Annotated in this window: 21 protein-coding genes; 11 read left to right on the top strand and 10 right to left on the bottom strand. The window is 49.5% G+C overall.

Annotated features, from left to right (window positions below):
* Positions 1–2 precede the first annotated feature (2 nt).
* From tpiA to RIG61_11160, 7 genes are all read right to left on the bottom strand, one after another.
* Positions 3–761, bottom strand: a complete 759-nt coding sequence (gene tpiA, locus RIG61_11190) for a triose-phosphate isomerase (protein MEQ9619724.1) — start codon at positions 759–761, stop codon at positions 3–5.
* Positions 758–1,951: a phosphoglycerate kinase gene (gene pgk / locus RIG61_11185; GenBank protein ID MEQ9619723.1), complete on the bottom strand. Its 1,194-nt coding sequence runs from the start codon at positions 1,949–1,951 to the stop codon at positions 758–760. The genes tpiA and pgk overlap by 4 nt, the downstream gene beginning before the upstream one ends.
* Positions 1,948–3,102 carry a pyridoxal phosphate-dependent aminotransferase gene (locus tag RIG61_11180; protein MEQ9619722.1) on the bottom strand — a complete coding sequence of 385 codons (1,155 nt, stop codon included), beginning with the start codon at positions 3,100–3,102 and terminating at the stop codon, positions 1,948–1,950. Before RIG61_11180 ends, pgk begins: the two co-directional genes overlap by 4 nt.
* Before the next feature lie 668 nt (positions 3,103–3,770).
* Positions 3,771–4,322 (bottom strand): peptide deformylase, encoded by a 552-nt coding sequence (gene def / locus RIG61_11175; GenBank protein ID MEQ9619721.1) that lies wholly within the window; start codon positions 4,320–4,322, stop codon positions 3,771–3,773.
* Positions 4,323–4,439: 117 nt separating this feature from the next.
* On the bottom strand, positions 4,440–4,721 hold the full coding sequence (locus RIG61_11170) for an HU family DNA-binding protein (protein MEQ9619720.1): 282 nt from the start codon (positions 4,719–4,721) through the stop codon (positions 4,440–4,442).
* A 165-nt stretch (positions 4,722–4,886) separates the two neighbouring features.
* Positions 4,887–6,296 carry a hypothetical protein gene (locus RIG61_11165; protein ID MEQ9619719.1) on the bottom strand — a complete coding sequence of 470 codons (1,410 nt, stop codon included), beginning with the start codon at positions 6,294–6,296 and terminating at the stop codon, positions 4,887–4,889.
* Between the two features lie 996 nt (positions 6,297–7,292).
* Entirely contained in the window at positions 7,293–8,150 is an 858-nt protein-coding gene (locus RIG61_11160) for an anti-sigma factor (protein ID MEQ9619718.1), read from the bottom strand.
* A gap of 264 nt (positions 8,151–8,414) precedes the next feature.
* Here RIG61_11160 and RIG61_11155 point away from each other — a divergent pair, with 264 nt between their 5' ends.
* A complete protein-coding gene (locus RIG61_11155; GenBank protein ID MEQ9619717.1) occupies positions 8,415–8,993 on the top strand; it encodes a sigma-70 family RNA polymerase sigma factor in 579 nt (192 codons plus the stop codon).
* A gap of 15 nt (positions 8,994–9,008) precedes the next feature.
* Here RIG61_11155 and RIG61_11150 read toward each other — a convergent pair whose 3' ends face one another.
* The gene (locus RIG61_11150) at positions 9,009–9,359 is read right to left on the bottom strand and encodes a DUF3147 family protein (protein ID MEQ9619716.1); all 351 of its coding nucleotides are present in this window, start codon (positions 9,357–9,359) and stop codon (positions 9,009–9,011) included.
* Positions 9,360–9,499: 140 nt separating this feature from the next.
* Here RIG61_11150 and RIG61_11145 point away from each other — a divergent pair, with 140 nt between their 5' ends.
* The 9 genes from RIG61_11145 to RIG61_11105 all read left to right on the top strand — a co-directional run bounded on the left by RIG61_11145 (position 9,500) and on the right by RIG61_11105 (position 18,154).
* Positions 9,500–10,282: an energy transducer TonB gene (locus tag RIG61_11145; GenBank protein MEQ9619715.1), complete on the top strand. Its 783-nt coding sequence runs from the start codon at positions 9,500–9,502 to the stop codon at positions 10,280–10,282.
* 20 nt (positions 10,283–10,302) lie between these two features.
* Positions 10,303–11,268, top strand: a complete 966-nt coding sequence (locus RIG61_11140) for a magnesium transporter CorA family protein (GenBank protein ID MEQ9619714.1) — start codon at positions 10,303–10,305, stop codon at positions 11,266–11,268.
* A 284-nt stretch (positions 11,269–11,552) separates the two neighbouring features.
* Positions 11,553–13,784 (top strand): hypothetical protein, encoded by a 2,232-nt coding sequence (locus tag RIG61_11135; GenBank protein MEQ9619713.1) that lies wholly within the window; start codon positions 11,553–11,555, stop codon positions 13,782–13,784.
* A gap of 34 nt (positions 13,785–13,818) precedes the next feature.
* Positions 13,819–14,304, top strand: a complete 486-nt coding sequence (gene lspA, locus RIG61_11130; protein ID MEQ9619712.1) for a signal peptidase II — start codon at positions 13,819–13,821, stop codon at positions 14,302–14,304.
* 2 nt (positions 14,305–14,306) lie between these two features.
* Positions 14,307–14,939: a riboflavin synthase gene (locus RIG61_11125; protein MEQ9619711.1), complete on the top strand. Its 633-nt coding sequence runs from the start codon at positions 14,307–14,309 to the stop codon at positions 14,937–14,939.
* The gene (locus RIG61_11120; GenBank protein ID MEQ9619710.1) at positions 14,929–15,447 is read left to right on the top strand and encodes a shikimate kinase; all 519 of its coding nucleotides are present in this window, start codon (positions 14,929–14,931) and stop codon (positions 15,445–15,447) included. The genes RIG61_11125 and RIG61_11120 overlap by 11 nt, the downstream gene beginning before the upstream one ends.
* A gap of 73 nt (positions 15,448–15,520) precedes the next feature.
* A complete protein-coding gene (locus RIG61_11115) occupies positions 15,521–16,201 on the top strand; it encodes a cyclase family protein (protein MEQ9619709.1) in 681 nt (226 codons plus the stop codon).
* 87 nt (positions 16,202–16,288) lie between these two features.
* The gene (gene mgtE, locus RIG61_11110; GenBank protein MEQ9619708.1) at positions 16,289–17,602 is read left to right on the top strand and encodes a magnesium transporter; all 1,314 of its coding nucleotides are present in this window, start codon (positions 16,289–16,291) and stop codon (positions 17,600–17,602) included.
* Between the two features lie 15 nt (positions 17,603–17,617).
* The gene (locus tag RIG61_11105) at positions 17,618–18,154 is read left to right on the top strand and encodes a RimK/LysX family protein (GenBank protein ID MEQ9619707.1); all 537 of its coding nucleotides are present in this window, start codon (positions 17,618–17,620) and stop codon (positions 18,152–18,154) included.
* 47 nt (positions 18,155–18,201) lie between these two features.
* On the opposite strand, the gene RIG61_11100 is transcribed toward RIG61_11105, so the two are convergent.
* The gene (locus tag RIG61_11100) at positions 18,202–19,749 is read right to left on the bottom strand and encodes a GMC family oxidoreductase (GenBank protein MEQ9619706.1); all 1,548 of its coding nucleotides are present in this window, start codon (positions 19,747–19,749) and stop codon (positions 18,202–18,204) included.
* Positions 19,750–19,999: 250 nt separating this feature from the next.
* Positions 20,000–20,200, bottom strand: coding sequence for a hypothetical protein (locus RIG61_11095; GenBank protein ID MEQ9619705.1), 201 nt, complete (start codon positions 20,198–20,200; stop codon positions 20,000–20,002).
* A 210-nt stretch (positions 20,201–20,410) separates the two neighbouring features.
* On the opposite strand from RIG61_11095, the gene RIG61_11090 reads away from it, so the two are divergent.
* Positions 20,411–21,112 carry a hypothetical protein gene (locus tag RIG61_11090; protein MEQ9619704.1) on the top strand — a complete coding sequence of 234 codons (702 nt, stop codon included), beginning with the start codon at positions 20,411–20,413 and terminating at the stop codon, positions 21,110–21,112.
* The last annotated feature ends 29 nt before the right edge of the window (positions 21,113–21,141 follow it).

Here is a 21,141-nt window from a genome sequence, read left to right as displayed (position 1 = left end):
TTTTACTCTCCTGCTATCCGCACTATATTTGCCATCGCCCCGGCCTCGAGGCTTGCTCCCCCGACGAGGGCGCCGTCTATATCGGCTTCGGCGAGCAGTGCTTTTATATTATCCTCGTTAACGCTCCCGCCGTACACTATCCTTATGCGCCCGGCGTGATCACCCATAATATTACCTGTTACTTCACGAATTGTAGCGTGCACGTGTTGCGCTTCGTCAGGTGTGGCGTGCTGGCCGGTGCCGATTGCCCAAACAGGCTCATATGCTATAACGAAGCCCGCGGGGTCCTTGATTCGAAGCTCTTCTAAAGCCGATTTTACCTGGCTCCCCACAATCTTGATTGTTTTACCACCGTGCCTCTCTTCAAGACTCTCACCCACGCAGACAATAACATTTAACCCGCCCTTGAGCGAAGCTTCAATCTTCCGCCTGACCATCTCGTCCGTCTCATTAAGCACATTTCTCCTCTCGGAGTGGCCTATTATAACCCACGTGCATCCCGAATCGGCAAGCATACCGGGTGAAATCTCCCCTGTAAACGCTCCTTTCTCCTCCCAGAATACGTTCTGTGCGCCGAGCATAATGCCCGTCCCTTCGAGCGCCCCCGCTACAGCGCCGAGCGCAGTGTAGGGAGGGGCCAGTATAACATCCACCCTGTCAGCCGCGTCCCCTGCTTCTTCCGCGACACCGCGGGCAAGCGCCCCTGCCTCCTCCCTCATCATATTCATCTTCCAGTTGCCTGCGATGAGTGTTTTTCTCATTTTATCCTTTCTTCAATCGCCGTGATCGCGGGAATCGTACCGTTTATAATATAATCCATAGCGGCATCGCCGCCCCTGGATATGAAACTTATCCCGCCTTCATACCCTGCTTCCTCGACCGCCTTTACCGTGTCATCCCCCAGAATCGCGCTGAAAGCCTCGGACCCGGAAAGCGCTTCCGCCAGAGCGGCTGTTCCCTCTCCGAATACGGACTTTTCATAAACACCCAACGGCCCGTTCCAGAGTACCGTTCTAGCTCTGGATACGTTATTGGCAAACGACACGCGGGTGTCGGGACCTATGTCAACCGCCATTGATTCCTTCGGGATACTGACGCCGGAAATTATAAAGGAAGGGGAGTCATTGTTCAAATCTCCCCGGACGGTAACAAGGTCCTCCGGAATTATCAATTTGATATCTCGCGTGAAGGAGGAGGAAATCAGTTTTTTGGCGCTGTAAAGGGTCCGCTCGTCGATCTCGGACCTGCCGGTCTCCTTACCTATAATCCTGAGGAAGGAATTGGCTATCGCGCCCCCTACCAGAAATGATTCCACCCTGTCGAGGAGACTCTCCATGAGCTCTATTTTCCGGGAAGAGCTTTCTCCGCCGATTACCGCCGTAAACGGAGGGTCGGGGTCTTTAAAGCGGCTCAGATTATTAATCTCGTTTTTGAATCCGAGCCCCGCGCATACGGTATCGAAATATTCGGTTATGGCTGTAAGCGAGGCGCGCTCCTGGTTGGAAATCGAAAAAGCCTCATTCACATAAATATCCGCGATTTCGGAGAGCTTTTTAGCGTATTCCGGGCTGTTTGAGAGTTCCCCTTTGTGGAACTCAAGGTTTTCCAGAAGCATTACGCTTCCCGGAAGCATATCGCCCGAGATCTTCTTCACCACGTCCCCGACAGAATTTTCCGGGAAATATATCTCGCAGTCCAGAAACTCCGTGAGCTTTTTACCTACAGGCTCAAGCGAGTACTTGCGATTCAGCCTCCCTCCGGGACCGCTCAGATGAGACGCGATTATCACCCTGGCCTTCTCGCCCACCGCGTAATGAATTGTGGGGAGCGCGTGCAGGATTTTCGACACATCGGAGACTTTGCCCGAGCGTGTAATGGGGATGTCGAAATCTACCCTTATAAGGACCCTCTTCTCTCTAATATCTATTTCTTCTATTGACGGTATTGTCATGCAGCGCCGTGTTTATATCTGTTTATATAATCTCCGAGCCTCTTTATGCCTTCTTCGATGTCGCCTATCGAGGTCGCGTAGGAGAATCTCAGATAACTCTCTCCTCCCTCACCGAAGTCGATTCCGGGCGTAACCGCGACACGGGCTTTTTCCAGTATATCAAAGGCGAGCTTACGGGAATCCCGGCCCAGCTCTTCCGCATTTACGAATACGTAAAACGCCCCCTCAGGCTCTGTGTCGAGCCTGAAACCGAGCTCCCTCAACCCTTCGATCATCACCTTCCGCCTCCGGTCAAACTGCTCCACCATCCCGAACGCCTCCGACTTTCCCTTTCTTATAGCTGCCACGCCAGCCCTCTGAACAAACGGGTTGGGAGATATAAAGAGGTTCTGCTGAAGCTTTTGCACCGGGCGCACGAATTGCTCGGGCACAATAAAATAACCGAGCCTCCAGCCGGTCATCGAGTAGAGCTTGGAGAAGCCGTTTACGGCAATGGCGTTGTGCGTAAATTCGAATATTGTGCTCGCCTTCTCCCCGTAAACGAGCCCGTGATAGATTTCATCGGAAATAACCAGCACTCCGAGTGCCGCGATCTCTCCGATCACTTCCGGCCTGAGCACGGCGCCGGTCGGGTTCGCCGGGGAGTTTATCAATATCGCTTTTGTCCTCGGGGTAATCGCTTTTTTGAGCCTGCCGACGTCTATCTGGTACGCCTCTTCCTCATATATCCCGACGGTTCTGGGAACGCCCCCGGCTATTTTTATGATCTGCGGGTAACAGGCGTAATGGGGGTCGGTGATTATAACCTCGTCTCCCGCATCAAGCAACGAGAGCATTGAGAGAAAGAGAGCGGGCGAGCTGCCCATAGTGATTATGACCCTTCCGGGCGAGATATTAACACCATAAGTTTTCTCGTAATCATCTGAGACGGCCTCTCTCAACTCTCCCGTGCCGAGACTGTGCGTGTACCCCGTGTCCCCGTCTTTAATAGCGTTTATAGCTTCGCTGCGAATAACTTCGGGCGTTTGAAAATCGGGCTCCCCTACTTCGAAATGTACGATACTCTCACCCCGGGCTTCAAGCTCCTTTGCCCTTTCCAGAACCTCCATCACGTAAAAAGGGGATATCCCTTCCGACAGCTTCGACGGCATGGCGATTTATTCTATGTGTAAAGAGTGGGGTTGTCTAGAAGCCGCGGCAATCTCAAGATACAAGAAGAGATTGCTTCGCCTTCGGCTCGCAATGACGAGTGAGCGTGTCATTAAGAGCACTTCGATAAACTCAGGAGAGACTCCTCGCGGCAATCCCGTCTTTTGCCTTTTCGTTTTCCGACATTACAGAATTGGCGTGAAGAATATAGATTATTAAGACGTAAAAATCTTTTACGGGACGATTCCGAACAAGCAACGATTGCAAACGAGTGCGCAATCGGTCGCCTTAGGACGAAGGCAAAACTGGTAATAGGCACTAAATACCAAATAACGTCCTTAGTCCTGCTACACTAAACCAATATGCTAACTGCGGTAGTATTAAAAGATTTTAGACTTAATTAAGATATATTTAGCCACATTCTGTGCAGTCGGTGATTTTTGTTTCTTTTTATCAAGAAAAGGAAAATATCATTATCCACCGAATATGTGCTGGTCATCTCCCCCGCTTATCTCAACCATGTACAACTAATTTCCTCCCCATAAAAAGGGGGATCCGGGTGGGGGTGTCGTATCGAGCCCTTCGATAAACTCTGCGAAGCCAGTCTTGCCGTTTAATAAATTTCAGAAGGGAATAAAGCAGTTAGATGACAAATACGAAACAACTAAACTCAGACCGCCGCATACCTTTCCTCTTTACCAAAAGCCTTTTCGATCTTGCTCTTGAGAAGCTCGCGCTTCAGGCGGCTTAGCCTGTCTATGAAAAGAATTCCGTCAAGGTGGTCAATTTCGTGCTGGAAAACACGGGCGAGTAAATCCTCGGCCTCTATCTCAAGAAGCTCGCCCTCCCGGTTGTATCCCTCAAGCACGATTTTATTTTTTCTTTTTACATCGCTCACGAACCCCGGAATGCTGAGGCACCCCTCCTCCCCCGTAACCTCCCCCGAGGCTGATGTAATTTCAGGGTTTATTAGCTCTATAAGGCCAGGGCCTTCGTATTCGACTTCCTCTTCCCCTTCCCTATTCGCGGGAGTTATATCGACAACGATTATCCTCTTATCCACGCCCACCTGAGGGGCCGCGAGCCCCACACCCGGAGCGTCGTACATAGTCTCCGCCATATCGTCGAGGAGCCTCAGGATATCGTCGTCTATTTCCTCGACGACACCGCACTTCTTCCTCAGAAAAGGGTCGGGATATTTAAGTATATTTCTTACAGACATATGAAAAATGCTATCGGATAAGACATAATTGTCAATCTGCCAGGTCGGATAAAACGTATCACGCGGATATATTCACTCAGGCTTAAATAGATTGCGGGTATATCAAATCGGCTATTATCACTCTTCGCCGTTCAGCTTCCCTATCAGTTCACGGCTGGGTCTGAAATGAGGGAGCTTTTTCTCCGAGACAGTAACCTTCTCCCCCGTTCTTGGGTTTCTGCCCTCGTAAGAGCCGTAGCTCTTGGTAAAGAAGCTTCCGAAGCCTCTGATTTCGATTCTCCCTCCGTCTTCCAGCACTTCCGTCATATGCTCAATTATGGTATCCAGGATCTGCTCGGATTGGGAAGGTTGAAGATTAAATTTTTCGGCTAATTCCTTTTCTATATCTGAACGCTTCATAATAGAACTCCAGACCGCATTAGTCGCACCGTAACGCCCGCCCCTCAATCCAATTTAGATAATTATCAAGTGTTTGTCAAGTGTTACACTCAACATTTAATGAAATAAAGTTCCGTTCCGGTTTGCCGCCTGTAATCTAATAAACGCTACAGTTTTTATGCTTAATTAAGCCTTGATTTTCTTTTTAGCGCCGCTCTTGGCCCTGGCCTCCTTGCCGCCGACTTTCTCACCCACCTTTCCCTTCGCTTCGGGATGATGGTCGAGAAATACATTCAGGTGCATGTCTGAGTAAGAGCCCTTGGGATAGTATTTATCGTAGAATTCGACGTCGATGTTCATCGCCTGAAAAACCAGTCTCATGTACATCGGATCGACAAACGCAGGGAACCTTCCGTACGTGTCGTAGATGTAATTGGCAACGTCCTTGACAATCTGGATTGTCGTGTCGGTAGGCTTGGGCGCTCTCATAAGATGCTTGTCGGGCTCTGCATAGGGAAAGGGTTTCTCCGGTTTCCAGGCTTCGTTCTTGTGCTCGTGAAACGCGTCGATCGCCTCGTCCATATTCTTGTAATAAGGCGGGCAATAGCCCTCGAATATACCGTCCCTTCCCACAGGAATAGTGGTAGGCGGATCAAGTACGCCCTTTTTCGGCTGAATGAACCGGAATCCGAGCCCCTTGAACAAGTCCGGCGCAGCTCCCATAGCAAATCTGGGGATAAAACCGCTGAAGGTCCATCCGGCGAGGCCCAGAGCCTGAAGCGCGAGGCTCATGTTCTGGCAGATAAAAGCCTGCTCCACGTTAAGCCCTGTCAGAATCCTCACTTCGAGGTCAAATAGCGACATCTTGACGCTGTCCTTGAGCCTCCCCTTCTTTATCCATTTATCCACCCCCGCGGGCTTTCCGGTGAGGTCGTCGATAATAGTAAATCCGTACGAATGGCTGCAGTAGAGATGCAGCAGGTTTATGTATTCTTCGGTTACGTCCGTAACGGGTATGAAAACAGACGTTCCCGGTTTGTTAGTATTCCACTGGTTAAATTCGAAAAGTCCCGGCATACGATCCGGGAGGTCGGCTCTTCCGTCCTCGAGCTTAACCAGGCTCTCCCGGTAGAGCTCCAGCACCCGCTCTATCTTTTCTTCGCGGTCCATCTTGAAAAACATATCCAGTTCGTGACTCTTCGGAAGCATGTGTTTTACATCCACATGATACAGCCCCTCGTCATTCGTGAAGAACAGTTCCGTACCGTGATTGTTGCAGGCCGACGGCCAGGTGCGCCCCGTCCACTGGCAGAGAAGGTCAATACCGGTCTCGGGCGGGAGATCGGCGAGACAGAGCCCCGTAAGACCTGTTCCCGACCATACTAGAAGCGCCTCCTCCATCTCCTCAAGCGGTATCGGATCGTATTGGGATTCAAAGCCGAGCGTAGTATCCTCGAGCTTCATCCCCAGTCCGAACCTCCGGGAGCGGCGGTTGAATATAGAGTCGAAAAGCGGGTAGTTCAAAGCCTCCTCATACCTTTCGCTCAATTTGAATTTTCCGTCCCCTTTCCCGTTACCTTTACCATTCTTTGCCATAACTTCCTCCGACTTATATTTGTAACATTTATTGTGTCACCAACACCCATAGAGAATTTAAAATATGTTGACCGAAAATGCAAGGCATTTTTGCCCCTGCCGGGTATCCAGATTAACGCCGGAGGGTCAGCATGATTCACCGCTTTATAAAAGCGTGAGCTCTCTCCCGTCATCGCGAGTCCACGCTAGCGGCCGTGGCGATGCTGTCTTTTCCCTGTCATTGCGAGCGGAGCGTATTACGCGAGGCGCGGCAATCTCATAGAAGAGAGATTGCTTCGTTACTTCGTTTAGTTTCATTAACTATGACTCAAGGTATAAACACGTACACGGAATTAGCCAATGGCGTCCGGTTCCTCGTGTTCCTCGAAACCTTTCTCGCAATGACAGCGTTTTAGTAGTTTGCGACAGGCGGGACAGACCTGTACCCCGAAAGACTGTCGTAATGTCGGGAAGTATTTCCAATTAGTCATTCTGAATTTATTTCAGAATCTCGTCTTTCAAGCGTTTTCTTATTACATTGGTGCTTCCTAATTACTAATTTTTGTAAGTGATGTGCCGCCAAAACACTAAAAAAAATAGACCCTGAAACAAGTTCAGGGTGACGTTATTTGTTATGCTGAGGAGTTTTGTGGAAATCGTAGACACATATTGCGTGCATTAGGATAAAGAAAAAGTTTCCACCGACACCCTCTACCCCGGCGAACTTGGCGAAATGGCGGATTTGTACTCATTTTCCCCCTTAGAAAAAGGGAACGGTTCCGAATGAGTAACGAATTCGAGTATGCAAGGATTCGGACGTCTCGAAAGCTTATTTCTTCTGGCACTGCATATTTAAAACCAAATTCGAGAGGGGTTTAAGTTCAGATATATCTGTTCCAGCACTCCGAGATTGCCAAGTTCTGAAGGAGCCACGGCAATCTCATGATAGGAGTGATAATCCCACTCGTGTGTATTCGTAAAAAGCAGGTAAATGCTTGAGTATCAAAGCTGCGACTGTCAAATTGATTGCCCTGAGAGAAAAGCGGTCCCTGTCGGAGTCTCGGCTCCGCCCTCGGGCTCGAGCGTCAGCCTGAACTCATCTATATCCTCTCCGTATTCCCTGAGAGAGTCTATCTTCACAACGCTGTTGCCGTCACTGTCCGATTCAAATACGCCCACGCTCTTCGTATCCCCGTCGGCGACAACCCACCACTGATAGGTTTTTCCCGGAGGAGGTACGGGAAGATTAAGCGAATAAAAGAGCGCATCGTTCTCGTCCCTGTCCCATAGCACTCTGCCAGCCGCCTCCGTTTCGGGCTTCCTGCTCTCAAGAGCGATGAGCACTATATTAGGGTCCTCCATGAATTCGGTAATCTCTTCGAGGCTCGCGAGTTTTGTTTCCAGACTCCCAACCTCGCTTTCTTTGAGAGCCAGGAGATTGTTGAGAGTCTTTATCTCACCCTGCTGAACCGTAACGCGCTCGTTCAATTCACCTACCAGGGCGCGCTGATCATTTAGCGTTCCCCTCAGCGAAAGATTCCAGACTAAGAGGAATACTATTGCCGCGGCGGCAACCGCTCCCCCGAGACCGAACAGTAAGGGCTGAAGCTTCCCGAAAAAAGGAACCCGGCTTTTGGCCCTCTGCCCGGCGTGGGACTTTTTAATTTCCGCCAGCAGCTTTTTCCTGAGCTCCGGAGAGGGAAAAATACCCTTTGCCGCATAGGGCAGAAGCGAATTCACCTCTTCGTACTCTCTCAGAAGCTCCCTTCCCCTGGGTGTATCCAGAAGACTCTCCGCCTCTCTGAGCTCCTCTCCCTCCAGTACTCCAAGAGCATAAAGAGGGATAAGCTCATCCATTCTCGATTTATCCGTCATAGTCCGGGCAATCCAAAAAAATTCTTCGGGTAGATTGTATGCAAATTATATATAAAGCCGCCGTTTAATTAAATATACGCCTGGAGTTAACATTCGGTTTAAATCCACATTAATACTATAACCGCGTTATCATTATAGGTGCGGGCGAAATTTCAATAGCGTAAAAACGCCTGTATAATAAGATTTTCTATTTATAGTGGGCATAGTCAATATAACCCGATTTGATTAAATTAGAGCGGTTAACACAGGTGTGTGTGGAGACGGATGGCTGAACGCGCGCGGGACAGTGCAGAGAGAGAGCTTGCGGAGCTCATTACGAAAATCGCAAAGGAATGCGAGTCCGCTCTCGGAAAGCTCTATGACCTGACAATTTCACAGGTTTACGGGCTGGCCCTCAAGATCCTTTCAAGCACTCAGGAGGCGGATGAGGTCACACTCGACGTATTCAAACAGGTCTGGAACAGGGCTTTTGATTACTCGGCCGAGCGCGGCACTCCGTCGGCGTGGCTCATAACGCTCACCAGAAGCAGGGCAATCGACAAACTGAGATCGGAAGGGAGACGTAAAAGAATTCAGGATCCCCTTCCCGACGAGCTTACAGACAAGGTTTCATCGCCCGAGGAAAAGACCGAGATTAGAGAAAAACGCGAGCTCATCGAAAGCGCCCTTTCGGAGCTCACCCCGCAGCAGCGTGAGTCAATCGAGCTTGCCTATTTCCACGGCCTTACACAGACCGAGATTTCAGCGCGCATGAATGAGCCGCTCGGGACAGTGAAGAGCTGGATGCGGGCGGGGATGATGAAACTTAGGGAGATAATATCCCCTGAGGATCAGCCCGCATAATACATTCGGGAACAACTAAAGCGGAAGCCCGATTTTCCTGCCGATTGCCGCGTAGGCCGCGTAAAATGCGATCATCACCAAGGCAGAGACCGTCATGGAGAGCCAGAAGTTATAACCGTTTCTCAGCAGCCAGGGGAGTATGAGGAAAAAGAGCAGAGTCGGCAATACGAGCCAGAATATCGCTATCGACAGATCCGCTATGCTGCCCGAGTCCCCTGTGTCCACATAGAGCCATATCATGGCCAGAAGAGACGTGAGCGGCAGCGCCGCGAGCAGGGCCGCAAAAGTCGTGTGCCTCTTCCCAAGCTCCGAAATACCTACTATTACCAGTGCTGTTAAAATAGTTTTTACTGCGATATATAACATAACGCGCTCCTTTCCATCCTCTTTATTTCCTATTAAAATAATCCCTGTCTGCGCGGCTTACAAATATCACAGCTTGCCTGACGGTGAATAGCGCCGACAGTACGGAAAATGACAGATATTCAACTAGGCATGAAATTATAATGAAGCGTTCGAGACTTGGAAAATTCCTCATTCCCTCCGTCGTCGTTCACGTGATATTGATAGCGTTTATACTCGTTTATTTTGTGGATAGCGACGCGGGCAGGAAATCGGGATCTATAATCGTGGGCATTGTCGGCAGCGAAGACACCGGGAGCGCAAGGCCGAAACCCGAAAAATCCGAAACAGCCAAATTACAGGAGTCCGTTAAGAATAATGTGAAACAGACTGCCGTAAAACAAAAATCCCCTGGTGAGCCTGAAAAAAAAGAACTGACAACCGCGAAAGCCGTAGAGAGAAGCCCTTCCGCCGCAGTCAATCGAAATATACAAACCGGTGAGAAAAAACAGGCTCTTACAGATGAAGAGAATTCGGCTACGAGCGCGAATCAGGGGCCGGATAGAAATAAAGGACTTCAAACCGCCGGAAATGAAACAGCGGCGATCGAAAAAAAGGGGGAGTCAGGAGAAGCCGCTACAAATCCGGTCACAAGTGCCGGAGTCAAAAAATCCGCCCGGCCCGATTATAAAATAAATCCGGCGCCGAGGTATCCGGCAACAGCCCGCAGAAGGGGTTACGAAGGGGAAGTGCATTTGAGAGTCTATGTGCTGGAGAACGGCAGGGTCGGCAAAATCGAGCTTGCAAAACCCTCAGGCTATGAAGTGCTGGACGAAACGGCGCTCGAAGCGGTAAAAAGCTGGGTTTTCATCCCCGGCACGGAAGACGGAAGGGAGGTCGCGAGCTGGGTCACTGTACCTATCAGCTTCAGGCTCGATAAAGGGTGATCCTTAAAGGAGTAAGCGCCTTGATAGTTAAATCCTATCTTATCGACGACAGCCTGCATCTCAAAGAGGAATCCCCCGAACAAAAAATCGGCGAGAGGCTCGCTGACGGCAAGCCGCGCTGGATAGACATAGTTGATCCCGATAAAAGGGAGCTCAGGGAAATACTTTCCCCGCTTATTTCGGATGAATCGATTATCGAGGACTTCATACTTCGGGGCAGGAACCTGCCTTTGGCTCATACCGAAAATGAGCTCTATTTCGAATTCCCCAGAATTACGGAGGAAGCGACCTTTGAAATTGAGCATATTTCCTTCCTCTGCATGCGGAACCTACTCATCACAATTCATGCCGGGGAAATAGACCCTATAACGAAGCTGGCCAGTGACCTATGCAATAATTTCCACCTGCAAAGGGCGACAATCGCATCCCTTCTTTACCATATTATCGAGAATATGATGGAAACAAATTATTTTCTCTACATAAACCAGCGGGACAGTATCCACAATCTCGGCAAGAGCATAAATCTTGCGCCGGACGAGGTCGACCTCAAAAGCATACTCACACTAAAGAACAATATCGGGCGCCTTAGCGTGATGGCTGAAGATCAGCTTTACTGTCTTAACGCCATTCAAAAATTCGAGGGAGCGGCTTTCGACATAGGAAAGCAGCGCCGCAACTTTAAAAAGCTCGACGACGAAGCGCAGAACGAATTCAGGCTGCTCGGCAGGTATGAAAGCAGGCTTCAAAACATTCATCAGCACTACGACCTCACGCTTCAGGAGAGGACAAACAACAGGCTCAAAGTACTTACGATAATTGCGGCCATATTCCTGCCCCTGAACCTCATAGCGGGAATTTATGGAATGAACTTTCGATATATCCCCCTACTCCAGTGGCAATACTCTTATCACCTAACGCTCATACTTATGCTGGCGGTTTCGGCGGGAATGCTGTTTTTCTTCTACCGGAGCGGGTGGTTTAAATAGCCGTACTGCATAAACTGTTGCCACTTCTTGCGGGGCAATCGCCGCTCACTTCTTAAAACTCTACAGGGTGATTTTCTTTCCCGCCCGGTTTTTCAAATCAATAAACTGACGCTTTTTACACACAGGCACATAGACGCCTACTCTCAGGATGTGAAAGACCGGACCGGCCAAAATCCGAACTGATGTGAACAAACGAAGCGCAAAAGCTATAATCGGGAGCTAACCTGCAGTACAATTATAAACAGCATATATAGAAATTCGGAGGCTAGTACTGGAAGGAACATATGGATTTAGAACGCATGTTTTTGTCTAATAAAGTGCTCATACCTCTTGGGCTCGTTATACTGATCTCTCTGTCCCTCACTTTCTTCCCCCTGGTAGGGACCCTCGGGTTCGAATACTCCGTGGTTATGGGTTTCGTGCTGGCCTTTATATCCGTTTTTATCTCCGCCGAGCTAATCGACAGCGACTATAAGATCCAGAGGATGGGAAGGAGGCTTTCAGACAGAGTCTCGTCCATACTGACGATCAATATCATATTCCTCTTAGTGGTATTTCTCATAGGGCTCGGAAGCTCCCTTATAAAAGGCGACTGCTACAAAAAGGAGGGAGCGGCGTTCTTTCTCCTGATCCCGGTTGTAAGCGTGTTCTTTTCTTCCACACTCGGTCTCCTGACCGGGTTCATCTTCAGAGGAAGGGGGTTCTTCACAGGGGCACTCATAATTATCGGGACGATAATTTATTCCCTTTGGAAACTCTATAGCAATCCTTCGCTCTTCGTTTATAATCCGGTGTTCGGATTCTTCCCCGGACCCATTTACGACGAAGCTATACCTGTCACCCTCACACTGGTAGTGTACAGAATAATCACCGTCCTGTGGGGATTCCTCTTTCTCACGCTGCTGACAATTGCTAACGGCATGGTGTTCAGAAGAATAGGCGCATGGGGTTTCATCAAGCTCTTCATTTTCGCGGCGGCTCTGGTTATTTCCTACTCATACAAGCAGGAAATCGGCTTTACCTATTCCCGCGAATATATAACTGAGAGTATTCTCCCGGCTTCGGTCGAGACGGATAATTTCATTATCTACTACGACCCGGGAGCCACAAGAGATATAGACCTGATCGCCCGGGATCACGAATGGAGATACAAACAGCTATCCGAATTCCTCGATACGGACTCCTCGCAGAAGATACGCTCATACATTTATCCGGACTTCAAAACACGTAAGAACGTAGTCGGCGCCGGAGAAACTACAATCGCAAACCCTATACACAAGGAAATACATCTCGTTTACGATTTATTCCCCCACCCGGTGCTCAAGCACGAGCTTACTCACGTGATGTCCGCAGATTTCGGGAGCAAGTTCCTCAAGATAAGTCCCAAGATCGGTCTTCTCGAAGGGCTCGCCGTGGCGGCCGACTGGGACGGGGACGGCTACACGCGCCACCAATGGGCCAAGTTGCTAATTAAAAAAGGGGCGGCTCCGCAACTAAATAACATACTCGGATTCGGATTCTGGTACGCGCCTCCGGCTGTCGGCTACACACTAACGGGATCTTTCTCAAGATATCTCATCGACACTTACGGAATGGACAAATTTAAAACCGCTTACAGAACCGGGAATTTTTCGGTTTACGGCAAAGGGCTGGACGAGCTTATAACGGAATGGAAGGTTTTTCTCGAAGGAATCGAAACTCCTCTTCAAGCGGAAGCCATAGCGGAGGCCAGATTCAGCGAGCCGAGCATATTCGGCGCGACCTGCCCGAGACGCGTCGCGGCCCTCAAAACCGACGGGTACAGAAGCTTCAGTGACAGTAATTATCATCGCGCGCGCCTCCTGTTCGAAGAGGCTCTCTCCTATGACGCCGATGACCCCGTTCTTCTTAACGGGCTCGCATACTCTAATTACTATGAAGGTAATTACCCGGAAGCCGCGCGCGTTGCGAAACGTTCAGCCTCCATCTCGGAAGTGGACAAAACCATTTTGGAAAATCTCAGGGGCAACGCTCTCTGGCAGTCGGGAAAAACGAATGAGGCTCTTGTAATATTCAAGTCCATACGGGGAAACCCCCTGCCGGATGAAATCAAAAGGGAACTCGATATCAAAATATCTGCGATTGAGACCGGAGGAGAACCCGCGGGCAAATTACGGGAGTTCTTCTCCACGAGGGACAGGGTCTATCAGACCGTTTCTCTTGAAGAATCAGTAATGCTCTCACCCGACTATTCTCCCGCCTACTATCTCCTCGGCAGGATGTTATACAATAACGGGGAATACAAAAAGGCCGTCCCCTATCTGACACTGGCAAAATTTCTCGGCCTTCCCTCCGATGAATTGACCGGGGAGAATTCGAGGCTGCTCGGCATCTCTCTTTTTGCCGGAGAAAACTACGAAGGCTCCGCTGATATATTCCGGGAAATTACCGCATCTGACGGAAGCAGCGGTTCCAGGAACTATGCTCTTGATTTTATAGAAAGGGCTCGGTGGGCGAAAGAAAAGCGGTTGAAGTAATAATTTAATCCTATATAATCTATAGCTCCCTCAAATGCACAAGTACATCACCGCTATAACCATAACCGCTATAATCGTAGCGGCGGACCAGCTATCCAAGTGGCTCGTCGTCAGAAACATACCGCTTTACGGAAGAGTAGAGTTTCTGCCTTTTCTGGATTTAACTCACATCAGAAACCCGGGCGCCGCCTTCGGCATATTCCGGGATATGCCTGAAAGCATCAGGATTCCCCTGTTCGTGGTCGTGCTCATAACCGCGGTTATAGTGATCTTCTACTTCCTGTCCCAAACACAAAGCGGGGACAGACTCCTCGTGATCTCTTTGTCGCTTATTCTCGGCGGCGCGATAGGGAACTCGATAGACAGATTCAAGCTCAGATACGTAACGGATTTCATAGACTTCCACTGGTTCGGAAACCCTGCGCTCCACTGGCCGCCGTTTAACCTGGCTGACTCCGCTATTACTATCGGTGTTATACTGATACTTCTTGATACATTCATATTGAAACGGGGCGGGTAGCCATGTTCACCGGAATAATTGAGGACATAGGAAAAGTAAGGGGTATAAAGCGCAAGGCGAAAGAATCCGTCTTTAGCTTCGAAGTAAGCAAAATTAACCTGGCGGAAGTCGGGCTTGGAGACAGTATCTCAGTAAACGGGACGTGCCTCACCGTAACGTCCCTCGGGAAAAACAGCTTTACCGTGGACGCCTCTCATGAGACGCTCGCCAGGACAAATCTGGGAAGATTAAAGACCGGAAACAGAGTGAATCTCGAGCGCGCGCTTAAAGTCGGCGACAAGCTCGGGGGGCATATGGTGAACGGGCACGTGGACGGCGTGGGCAAGGTGAGCTCTATCCGAAAGCGCGGTGGCTCGGTAGAGTTCGGGTTCTCAGTACCCGGGGAGTTGTCGAAATACGTCGTGGAGAAAGGCTCAGTCGCGGTGGACGGCGTAAGCCTTACGGTAAACGCGGTTAACGGCAATGAATTTCTGGTAAACATAATCCCCTACACGCTTGAAGAGACGATCTTCGGCGAGCTTAAAATCGGAAGCCCGGTCAACATAGAATGCGATATAATCGGAAAGTATGTCGAGAAATTCGTGACGGGTCGCGAGAAAAAAAACAGTATTTATCAGTTTCCGGATGAATCCTGATAAGCGTAATCTTAAAAATATATTTTTAGTCGGCTTTATGGGCGCCGGTAAAACAACGGTCGGCAGGATTTTAGCTGAAGAAGTCGGTTACAGATACGTAGACGCCGACAATGTAATAGAAAAGCAGAGCGGGAAGAAAATTACCGAAATATTCTCCGAGCACGGAGAGGAATATTTCAGGGCGCTTGAATCGGAGGTTCTTGAAAATCTCTCAAATGGAGAGAGGCAGGTAATAGCCACGGGCGGAGGGATTGTCACGAGGGAGACTAACTGGGAGATAATGAACCGGGGAGGCATTACGATTTATCTGAAAGCCCCGATCGCCACCATCTGGGAAAGAATTAAAAACAGTAAATCCCGTCCCCTTCTCCGGGGGGAAGACCCGCTCGGGACCGCGGCGCTGCTGCTCCAAAAACGCGCACGGTTCTACGAGAGAGCAGACATAATAATAGACACCGAAAATCTCTCTCCGGATAGCGTTGCGCGGGAAATAGCCAAATTGCTTTAAATCTAGATTGGTGACTTACCTGGTCCTGTTTGTCGCCGCTAATAAAATTGTTTAAGATTTAGGAGCTATGCAAATGTCTTCCAATAGGCCCGGACCGAAAAGAAAATCTCAGGCGGCAACATCTCAGGAATGGATAGATATCTCTGTCCCGATCTCTGACGGCATGGTAAGCTGGCCGGGCGATCCCCCGGTCAGGGTTTACCGCCTTCACGACATGGACAAAGGGGATGACTGCAACGTATCCGAAGTTTCTATGACCGTTCACACAGCCACCCATATGGATGCCCCTTCCCACTTCACAAAGCTCAAAACCGGTATAGACAAGATGCCGTTGTCCGCGGTTGTGGGCAACGCGCGCGTGATTGAGGTAAACGACCCTGAATCCATAAAAGTCGCGGAGATACGCCCCCACCGTATACGCCGGGGGGAAAGAATTCTCTTTAAAACACGGAACTCAAAACGCAAATGGGATAAGAAACCTTTCGATGAAAAATTCGTGTACATTTCGACAGAGACGGCGGAATACCTGGTTGACCGAAAGGTACAGACCATAGGAGTCGATTACCTTTCGATCGGCGGATTCGAATCGAATATCAATGAAGTCCATCAAATAATACTCAAGGCACGCATCTGGGTCATAGAGGGCCTCGACCTTTCGCGGGTAGAACCCGGCAGGTATGAAATGATATGCCTTCCGATCAAGATCGAAAACTGCGAAGGCGCCCCGGCCAGGGCCCTTTTACGCTCAATCTGAAACCTATTCAAATTTTTACAATCCGAGCATGTATTAAGGTATCCTTCTTAGCTTATGTAAAACACGCTTGTCCAGGGGAGGTCAAATATGAACCAAGGCTCGCCGCTCGAATTCTATATCCAAAAATTCTCGGATTACGACCCCGTAATTTCGGCGCACGTCATAGAAACTATGGATATCGAGGAGAGTATAGAGGTATTCGAGAGTCTCCCGGTAGGTATCACGAAAACCATTTTCGAGAATTTGCAGAACGAATATGCCGCAAAGCTTCTGAGCAAGCTCCCTGACGGCAAAGCAGGAGAGATCGTACGCAGCATCGAGCCTCTTAAGGTATCGCTAATAGTCGGAATATGCACCCCTGAACTCAAAGACAAAATCGCGCGCAATCTTACAGATCACCAAAAAAAGGAGATCAGAGAGCTTCTCGAATACCCTAAAGACAGCGTAGGGCACATAATGAGCCCGAACTTCCTCGCGCTCAGGGACGATCTCAGAATTTCAGACGTGCTGAGCAAGATAAAACGCATGGCAGACCAGGATACCACACCCCTCTCTTATCTTTACGTAATAGACGAGCAGAACAGGCTCAAGGGAGTGTTAAGCATGAGGGACCTGATTATTCAGGAACCCCATAAGAAGCTCGGCGAGGTTATGATTAAAGACGTCTTTTACCTGAATGCGTTCATGGAGAACGAGGATGCGGCGAGCATCATTTCAAAGCACAAATTCTTCGCGGTCCCCGTAGTGGATAACACCCATAAGCTTGTGGGCATAGTGAACACGAATCAGTTCATGGGGGATATGCAGGAGGAATATTCGGCCGACATACAGACTATATTCGGCGTAGACAGCGACGAAAGGCCCTTTTCCGGCACCTTTTATTCGCTTAAAAAGAGACTCCCCTGGCTAAGCATAAACCTCGTTACGGCATTCCTGGCGGCGGCGGTGGTTGCGATGTTCGAGGACGTAATAGCCAGAATAACCGTTCTTGCAGCCTTCCTGCCGATAGTTGCCGGTCAGGGCGGCAACGGCGGCGCGCAGTCCCTTGCGGTAGTGATGAGAGGACTCGTTATGAGGGAGATTTCCAGGGGCGACTTCAAGAAGCTCCTCTGGAAAGAGGCAAGCCTCGGTCTTTACAACGGAATAATCATCGGTTTAATTACAGCGGCTATAGCTTATATATGGCAGGGTAATATGATACTCGGTCTGGTAATAGGGCTTGCCATGATTATTAACCTCATAGCGGCCGGCATTTCGGGTACTGTAATCCCGATAGCGCTGAAGTCCCTTGGACTTGACCCTGCCCAGTCATCGATGATCATATTGACAACGGTAACGGACATTATCGGGTTTGCGGCATTTCTGGGGCTGGCAACAATATTTTTCGGCCTTACACTCTGATACGGTCAGGAGCTGATGAAACAGAAGCAGGTAAAACTCGTAATAGGGAGAAGGGAAAAAGTCGACTTTCCCACGCTTAAATTATGTGACATGGACGCCAAGGTCGACACGGGCGCGTACACTTCCGCAATACACTGCGACAGCGTGAGAGCGGTGAGAAAAGACGGCCGGAGGTATGTAAGGTTCAGGCTGCTCGACCCATCACACCCCGCCTATGACGAAAAAGAGATAAGAAAGCCGCTTCTGGCGAGAAGAAGGATAAAAAACTCTTTCGGACAGACGGAATTCAGATATATAATAAAAACCAAAATTTCACTCTTCGGTCAGGACCATGACATAGAGCTATCTCTTTCCGACAGGTCGAAAATGGAATACCCGATACTTCTCGGTAGAAAATTTTTACATAAAAAGTTCGTTGTGGACGTCTCCAGGTTCAACCTTTCCAAGAAGAAAAAGATAATTCAGATTGAACGGGACAGCATTCCCCGGGCGCAAAATGCAGATGTGGCGCACAAAAAAAAGGCCGCCCTCAAAAAAAACAAAGCGGTTTAAGCGACGCAAACGAGCCGGCGAGCCGGTTTCTAGTAGCGCCCATGGAATTAGCCTAATCTTTCAAGCAGACGGTCCCCTACCCTGAGAGCGTTCGCCATCGCGGTGAGCGAAGGGTTTACAGCCCCTATGCTCGGGAAGAAGCTGGTATCGACAACATACAGGTTATCAAGCTCGTGAGCCTTGCAGTTTATATCGAGTACGGAACTAGCGGGGTCGGTCCCGAAACGGCAGGCACCCGACTGATGCGCCACGCCCCCGAGAGGAATATTCTTCCCCATGTAGAGATTGTTCGGGATCAGGTGCCTGTGGCACCCCGCCTTCTCCAGCATATCCCTAAGCTTCTCTCTCAGGAGTCTCGCAGGCTCCTGGTTGTTGAACGTGTAGCTAAGCACGATCTCTCCATTAGAGTTGAGCGTGATCCTGTTCTCGGGGTCGGGCAGGTCTTCTGTGGTAAGCCAGAAATCGACTGCGTGTCGGGCCATCGTGTCGAGCGTCATCCCCGGAACCAGAGAAGGCGCGTCATCCCTGAACATGGGGCCCTTCGACTTCCCTATCATCTGTATGTTGCCTACCGGATAATCGAATCCGTCCATACCGAAATAAAAATCGTTAATGCTTAATGTCTTCTGAAAGACAGTCGGATTTTCGCGTACGGATATAGCTACCACCGCCTGACTATTGTGGAACATGTAATTCCTGCCGACCTGATCGGATCCGTTCGCAAGGCCGTCAGGATGCTTATCGTTAGCCGAAAGAAGCAATATACGCGCCGAATTCGACGCGCCTGCCGACACGACCACTATGTTTCCTCTGTATATTTCTGTACCATTGTTCCGCCTTACAACGACTTCAGTCACTTCCCTTCCGGAAGCGGACGTGTTCAGTTTTACGACCTCGGCGTTCGTTACCAGCGTCACGTTCGGATGCGTTAACGCGGGCCTTACGCATACGACCTCGCTATCGGCCTTCGCGTGAACCAGACAAGGGTAACCGTCGCATGTATCGCACTTGATGCAGTCGCTCATATTGCGGTCCTCTTCATTCAGCAGTACCCCGGTCGGCGCGTGAAACGGGTGATAGCCTTCCCTTTCAAGACTCTCTGCAAGCTCCGCGATCCTGGCTTCGTGAGCGACAGGCGGATACGGGTAAGGCTCGCTCGCCCCAGGCTCGGTCGGGTCCTCGCCCCTAAGTCCGTGAACATGATAAATCTTCTCCGCCCTGGTGTAGTAAGGCTCAAGGTCCTCATAAGAGATAGGCCATGCGGGAGAGATCCCCCCGTGGTGGCGGACCTCGCCGAAGTCCTCTTTCCGCAGTCTGAATAAAGCGGCTCCGTACATTTTCGTAGCCCCTCCGACGAAATAATGCACGCCCGGCTGGAAAGCGTTACCGTCCTTGTCGTGCCACGGGTCCCGGCTTACGTAGCGGTTATCGAGGAATACCTTGTTAACATCCCAGTTTTCCTTTTCACGGGGCAGGAAATCCCCGCGCTCCAGAAGAAGAATGCTCTTGCCCGAAGGGGCCAGATGATACGCGAGAGTACCGCCCCCCGCGCCCGTGCCGATTATGATTACATCATAATGTTTATCAGTTGCCACGCTCACCTCCTTCGCCCTCAGACAGATTTTTGATTAAATGCATATAACCATCAAAATATAAACCCTATAGCAAGAAGTTTGCAAACACGGGGATTCAAAACCATCAATTAATACAAGTATTACAAGGCCATGATAAAAAACAACAAAGCAATCCGAATCGGCTCAACATGATGAAACGGGAATCAGGCTCAGACGTATAAAGCAAAACCAATAATGATGCGAGCGGGTAAACCCCGCCCGGCTTCTATAATTAAGCAACGACCTCGACTGCCTCCTCCATGAGCTCTTCGGGAAAACGCGCTACCCTGCCGTCTATAAACTGAACCCTGTAGGACTTTCCGTGCGGGAGATCGAAGAATTCTACAATTATACCTCTGAGCCCCTTCTCAAATCTGTCTCTTTTCCCTTCGATCGGCTGTGTTAATAGTATAGTCGATCCTTTCTTGTACATCAGGCACCTCGCGTCAGTGATTGTAGTCCGAGTGAGAATATATCAAACTTATTAGGTGTATTACAAATAATAGAGCTGTTTAAAATTTAGCCCCTGAGGCCGCCGCCCGTAAAATCCGGAATTAATCCGCTGTTTCAAACCCTCTGCGTTTTCATATCCTTTACATCAAACTTGAAATAGTTATATAATGTTCAAAGGGAGGTAGAGACAATGGCAGAATTCCTGGACAAGCTTAAAGGAAAAATCGACAAGGGTCTTAGTACAGTCAACGTAAAATCCAAAGAATTAATAGAGCGGCAGAAAATCAAACTGCACTTATCCGAGCTTGAAGCCGAAAAAAAGATGATTTTACAGGACTTGGGAAAACTGACGTACGGCTATTTTGAGGCATCCGGCGGCATAGATCTGATAATCCCGCACGGTTCATCCAAAGCCTCGCCAGCAGTCCCTGAATCCCTCGACAAATGGGAAGAATCCGTGCTGACGGTGCTTAAAAGAGTATCCGGTGGAGAGCTGGGAAATATCCTTTTCGAAGATACCCCTAAGCAGTTCAAGGTCACCGCGAAGGCGCTATACGACGAAGTGGAAAAACTTATCCCGAAATCCGAGAAAAAGGGACAGAATCTCCAGTGGCTCGGGAGGGTGTTGGGGAAATTCGGCTTAACCGCGAAAAAGGTCTCGAAAAGGATAGACGGGGACCGGGAAACCGTTTACGTTTTCGATAAACAGAAGACCGACTCCATACTATCGGGACTGCTCGAAGGCGGAGAAAAAACCGGCGCTACAGGCAAAAAAACCGACCGCGCCGCGGACACGGCCGGAATACTGACCAAGTGTAAAAAGATAAAAGAACTTGATTCCAAGATTGCAAAGCTTGAAACGCAGCTACAAAATATCGGTGAAAAAAGCTGATAGGATAATTATATTTTCCCGGCTGTAAA

It is taken from the genome of Deltaproteobacteria bacterium (assembly GCA_040223695.1).
GTDB lineage: Bacteria > Desulfobacterota_D > UBA1144 > Nemesobacterales > UBA2774 > JAVKFU01.
This window is presented reverse-complemented; position numbering and strand designations above follow the sequence as displayed.

What these genes read in the sequence shown, in the direction of transcription:
- RIG61_11120 (MEQ9619710.1), top strand. Translation starts at nt 14,929, where the DNA reads ATGAATCCTGATAAGCGTAATCTTAAAAATATATTTTTAGTCGGCTTT.
- RIG61_11105 (MEQ9619707.1), top strand. Translation starts at nt 17,618, where the DNA reads ATGAAACAGAAGCAGGTAAAACTCGTAATAGGGAGAAGGGAAAAAGTC.
- RIG61_11180 (MEQ9619722.1), bottom strand. Translation starts at nt 3,102, where the DNA reads ATGCCGTCGAAGCTGTCGGAAGGGATATCCCCTTTTTACGTGATGGAG.
- RIG61_11125 (MEQ9619711.1), top strand. Translation starts at nt 14,307, where the DNA reads ATGTTCACCGGAATAATTGAGGACATAGGAAAAGTAAGGGGTATAAAG.
- tpiA (MEQ9619724.1), bottom strand. Translation starts at nt 761, where the DNA reads ATGAGAAAAACACTCATCGCAGGCAACTGGAAGATGAATATGATGAGG.
- RIG61_11135 (MEQ9619713.1), top strand. Translation starts at nt 11,553, where the DNA reads ATGGATTTAGAACGCATGTTTTTGTCTAATAAAGTGCTCATACCTCTT.
- mgtE (MEQ9619708.1), top strand. Translation starts at nt 16,289, where the DNA reads ATGAACCAAGGCTCGCCGCTCGAATTCTATATCCAAAAATTCTCGGAT.
- RIG61_11115 (MEQ9619709.1), top strand. Translation starts at nt 15,521, where the DNA reads ATGTCTTCCAATAGGCCCGGACCGAAAAGAAAATCTCAGGCGGCAACA.
- pgk (MEQ9619723.1), bottom strand. Translation starts at nt 1,951, where the DNA reads ATGACAATACCGTCAATAGAAGAAATAGATATTAGAGAGAAGAGGGTC.
- RIG61_11095 (MEQ9619705.1), bottom strand. Translation starts at nt 20,200, where the DNA reads ATGTACAAGAAAGGATCGACTATACTATTAACACAGCCGATCGAAGGG.
- lspA (MEQ9619712.1), top strand. Translation starts at nt 13,819, where the DNA reads ATGCACAAGTACATCACCGCTATAACCATAACCGCTATAATCGTAGCG.
- RIG61_11165 (MEQ9619719.1), bottom strand. Translation starts at nt 6,296, where the DNA reads ATGGCAAAGAATGGTAAAGGTAACGGGAAAGGGGACGGAAAATTCAAA.
- def (MEQ9619721.1), bottom strand. Translation starts at nt 4,322, where the DNA reads ATGTCTGTAAGAAATATACTTAAATATCCCGACCCTTTTCTGAGGAAG.
- RIG61_11170 (MEQ9619720.1), bottom strand. Translation starts at nt 4,721, where the DNA reads ATGAAGCGTTCAGATATAGAAAAGGAATTAGCCGAAAAATTTAATCTT.
- RIG61_11150 (MEQ9619716.1), bottom strand. Translation starts at nt 9,359, where the DNA reads ATGTTATATATCGCAGTAAAAACTATTTTAACAGCACTGGTAATAGTA.
- RIG61_11155 (MEQ9619717.1), top strand. Translation starts at nt 8,415, where the DNA reads ATGGCTGAACGCGCGCGGGACAGTGCAGAGAGAGAGCTTGCGGAGCTC.
- RIG61_11160 (MEQ9619718.1), bottom strand. Translation starts at nt 8,150, where the DNA reads ATGACGGATAAATCGAGAATGGATGAGCTTATCCCTCTTTATGCTCTT.
- RIG61_11090 (MEQ9619704.1), top strand. Translation starts at nt 20,411, where the DNA reads ATGGCAGAATTCCTGGACAAGCTTAAAGGAAAAATCGACAAGGGTCTT.
- RIG61_11145 (MEQ9619715.1), top strand. Translation starts at nt 9,500, where the DNA reads ATGAAGCGTTCGAGACTTGGAAAATTCCTCATTCCCTCCGTCGTCGTT.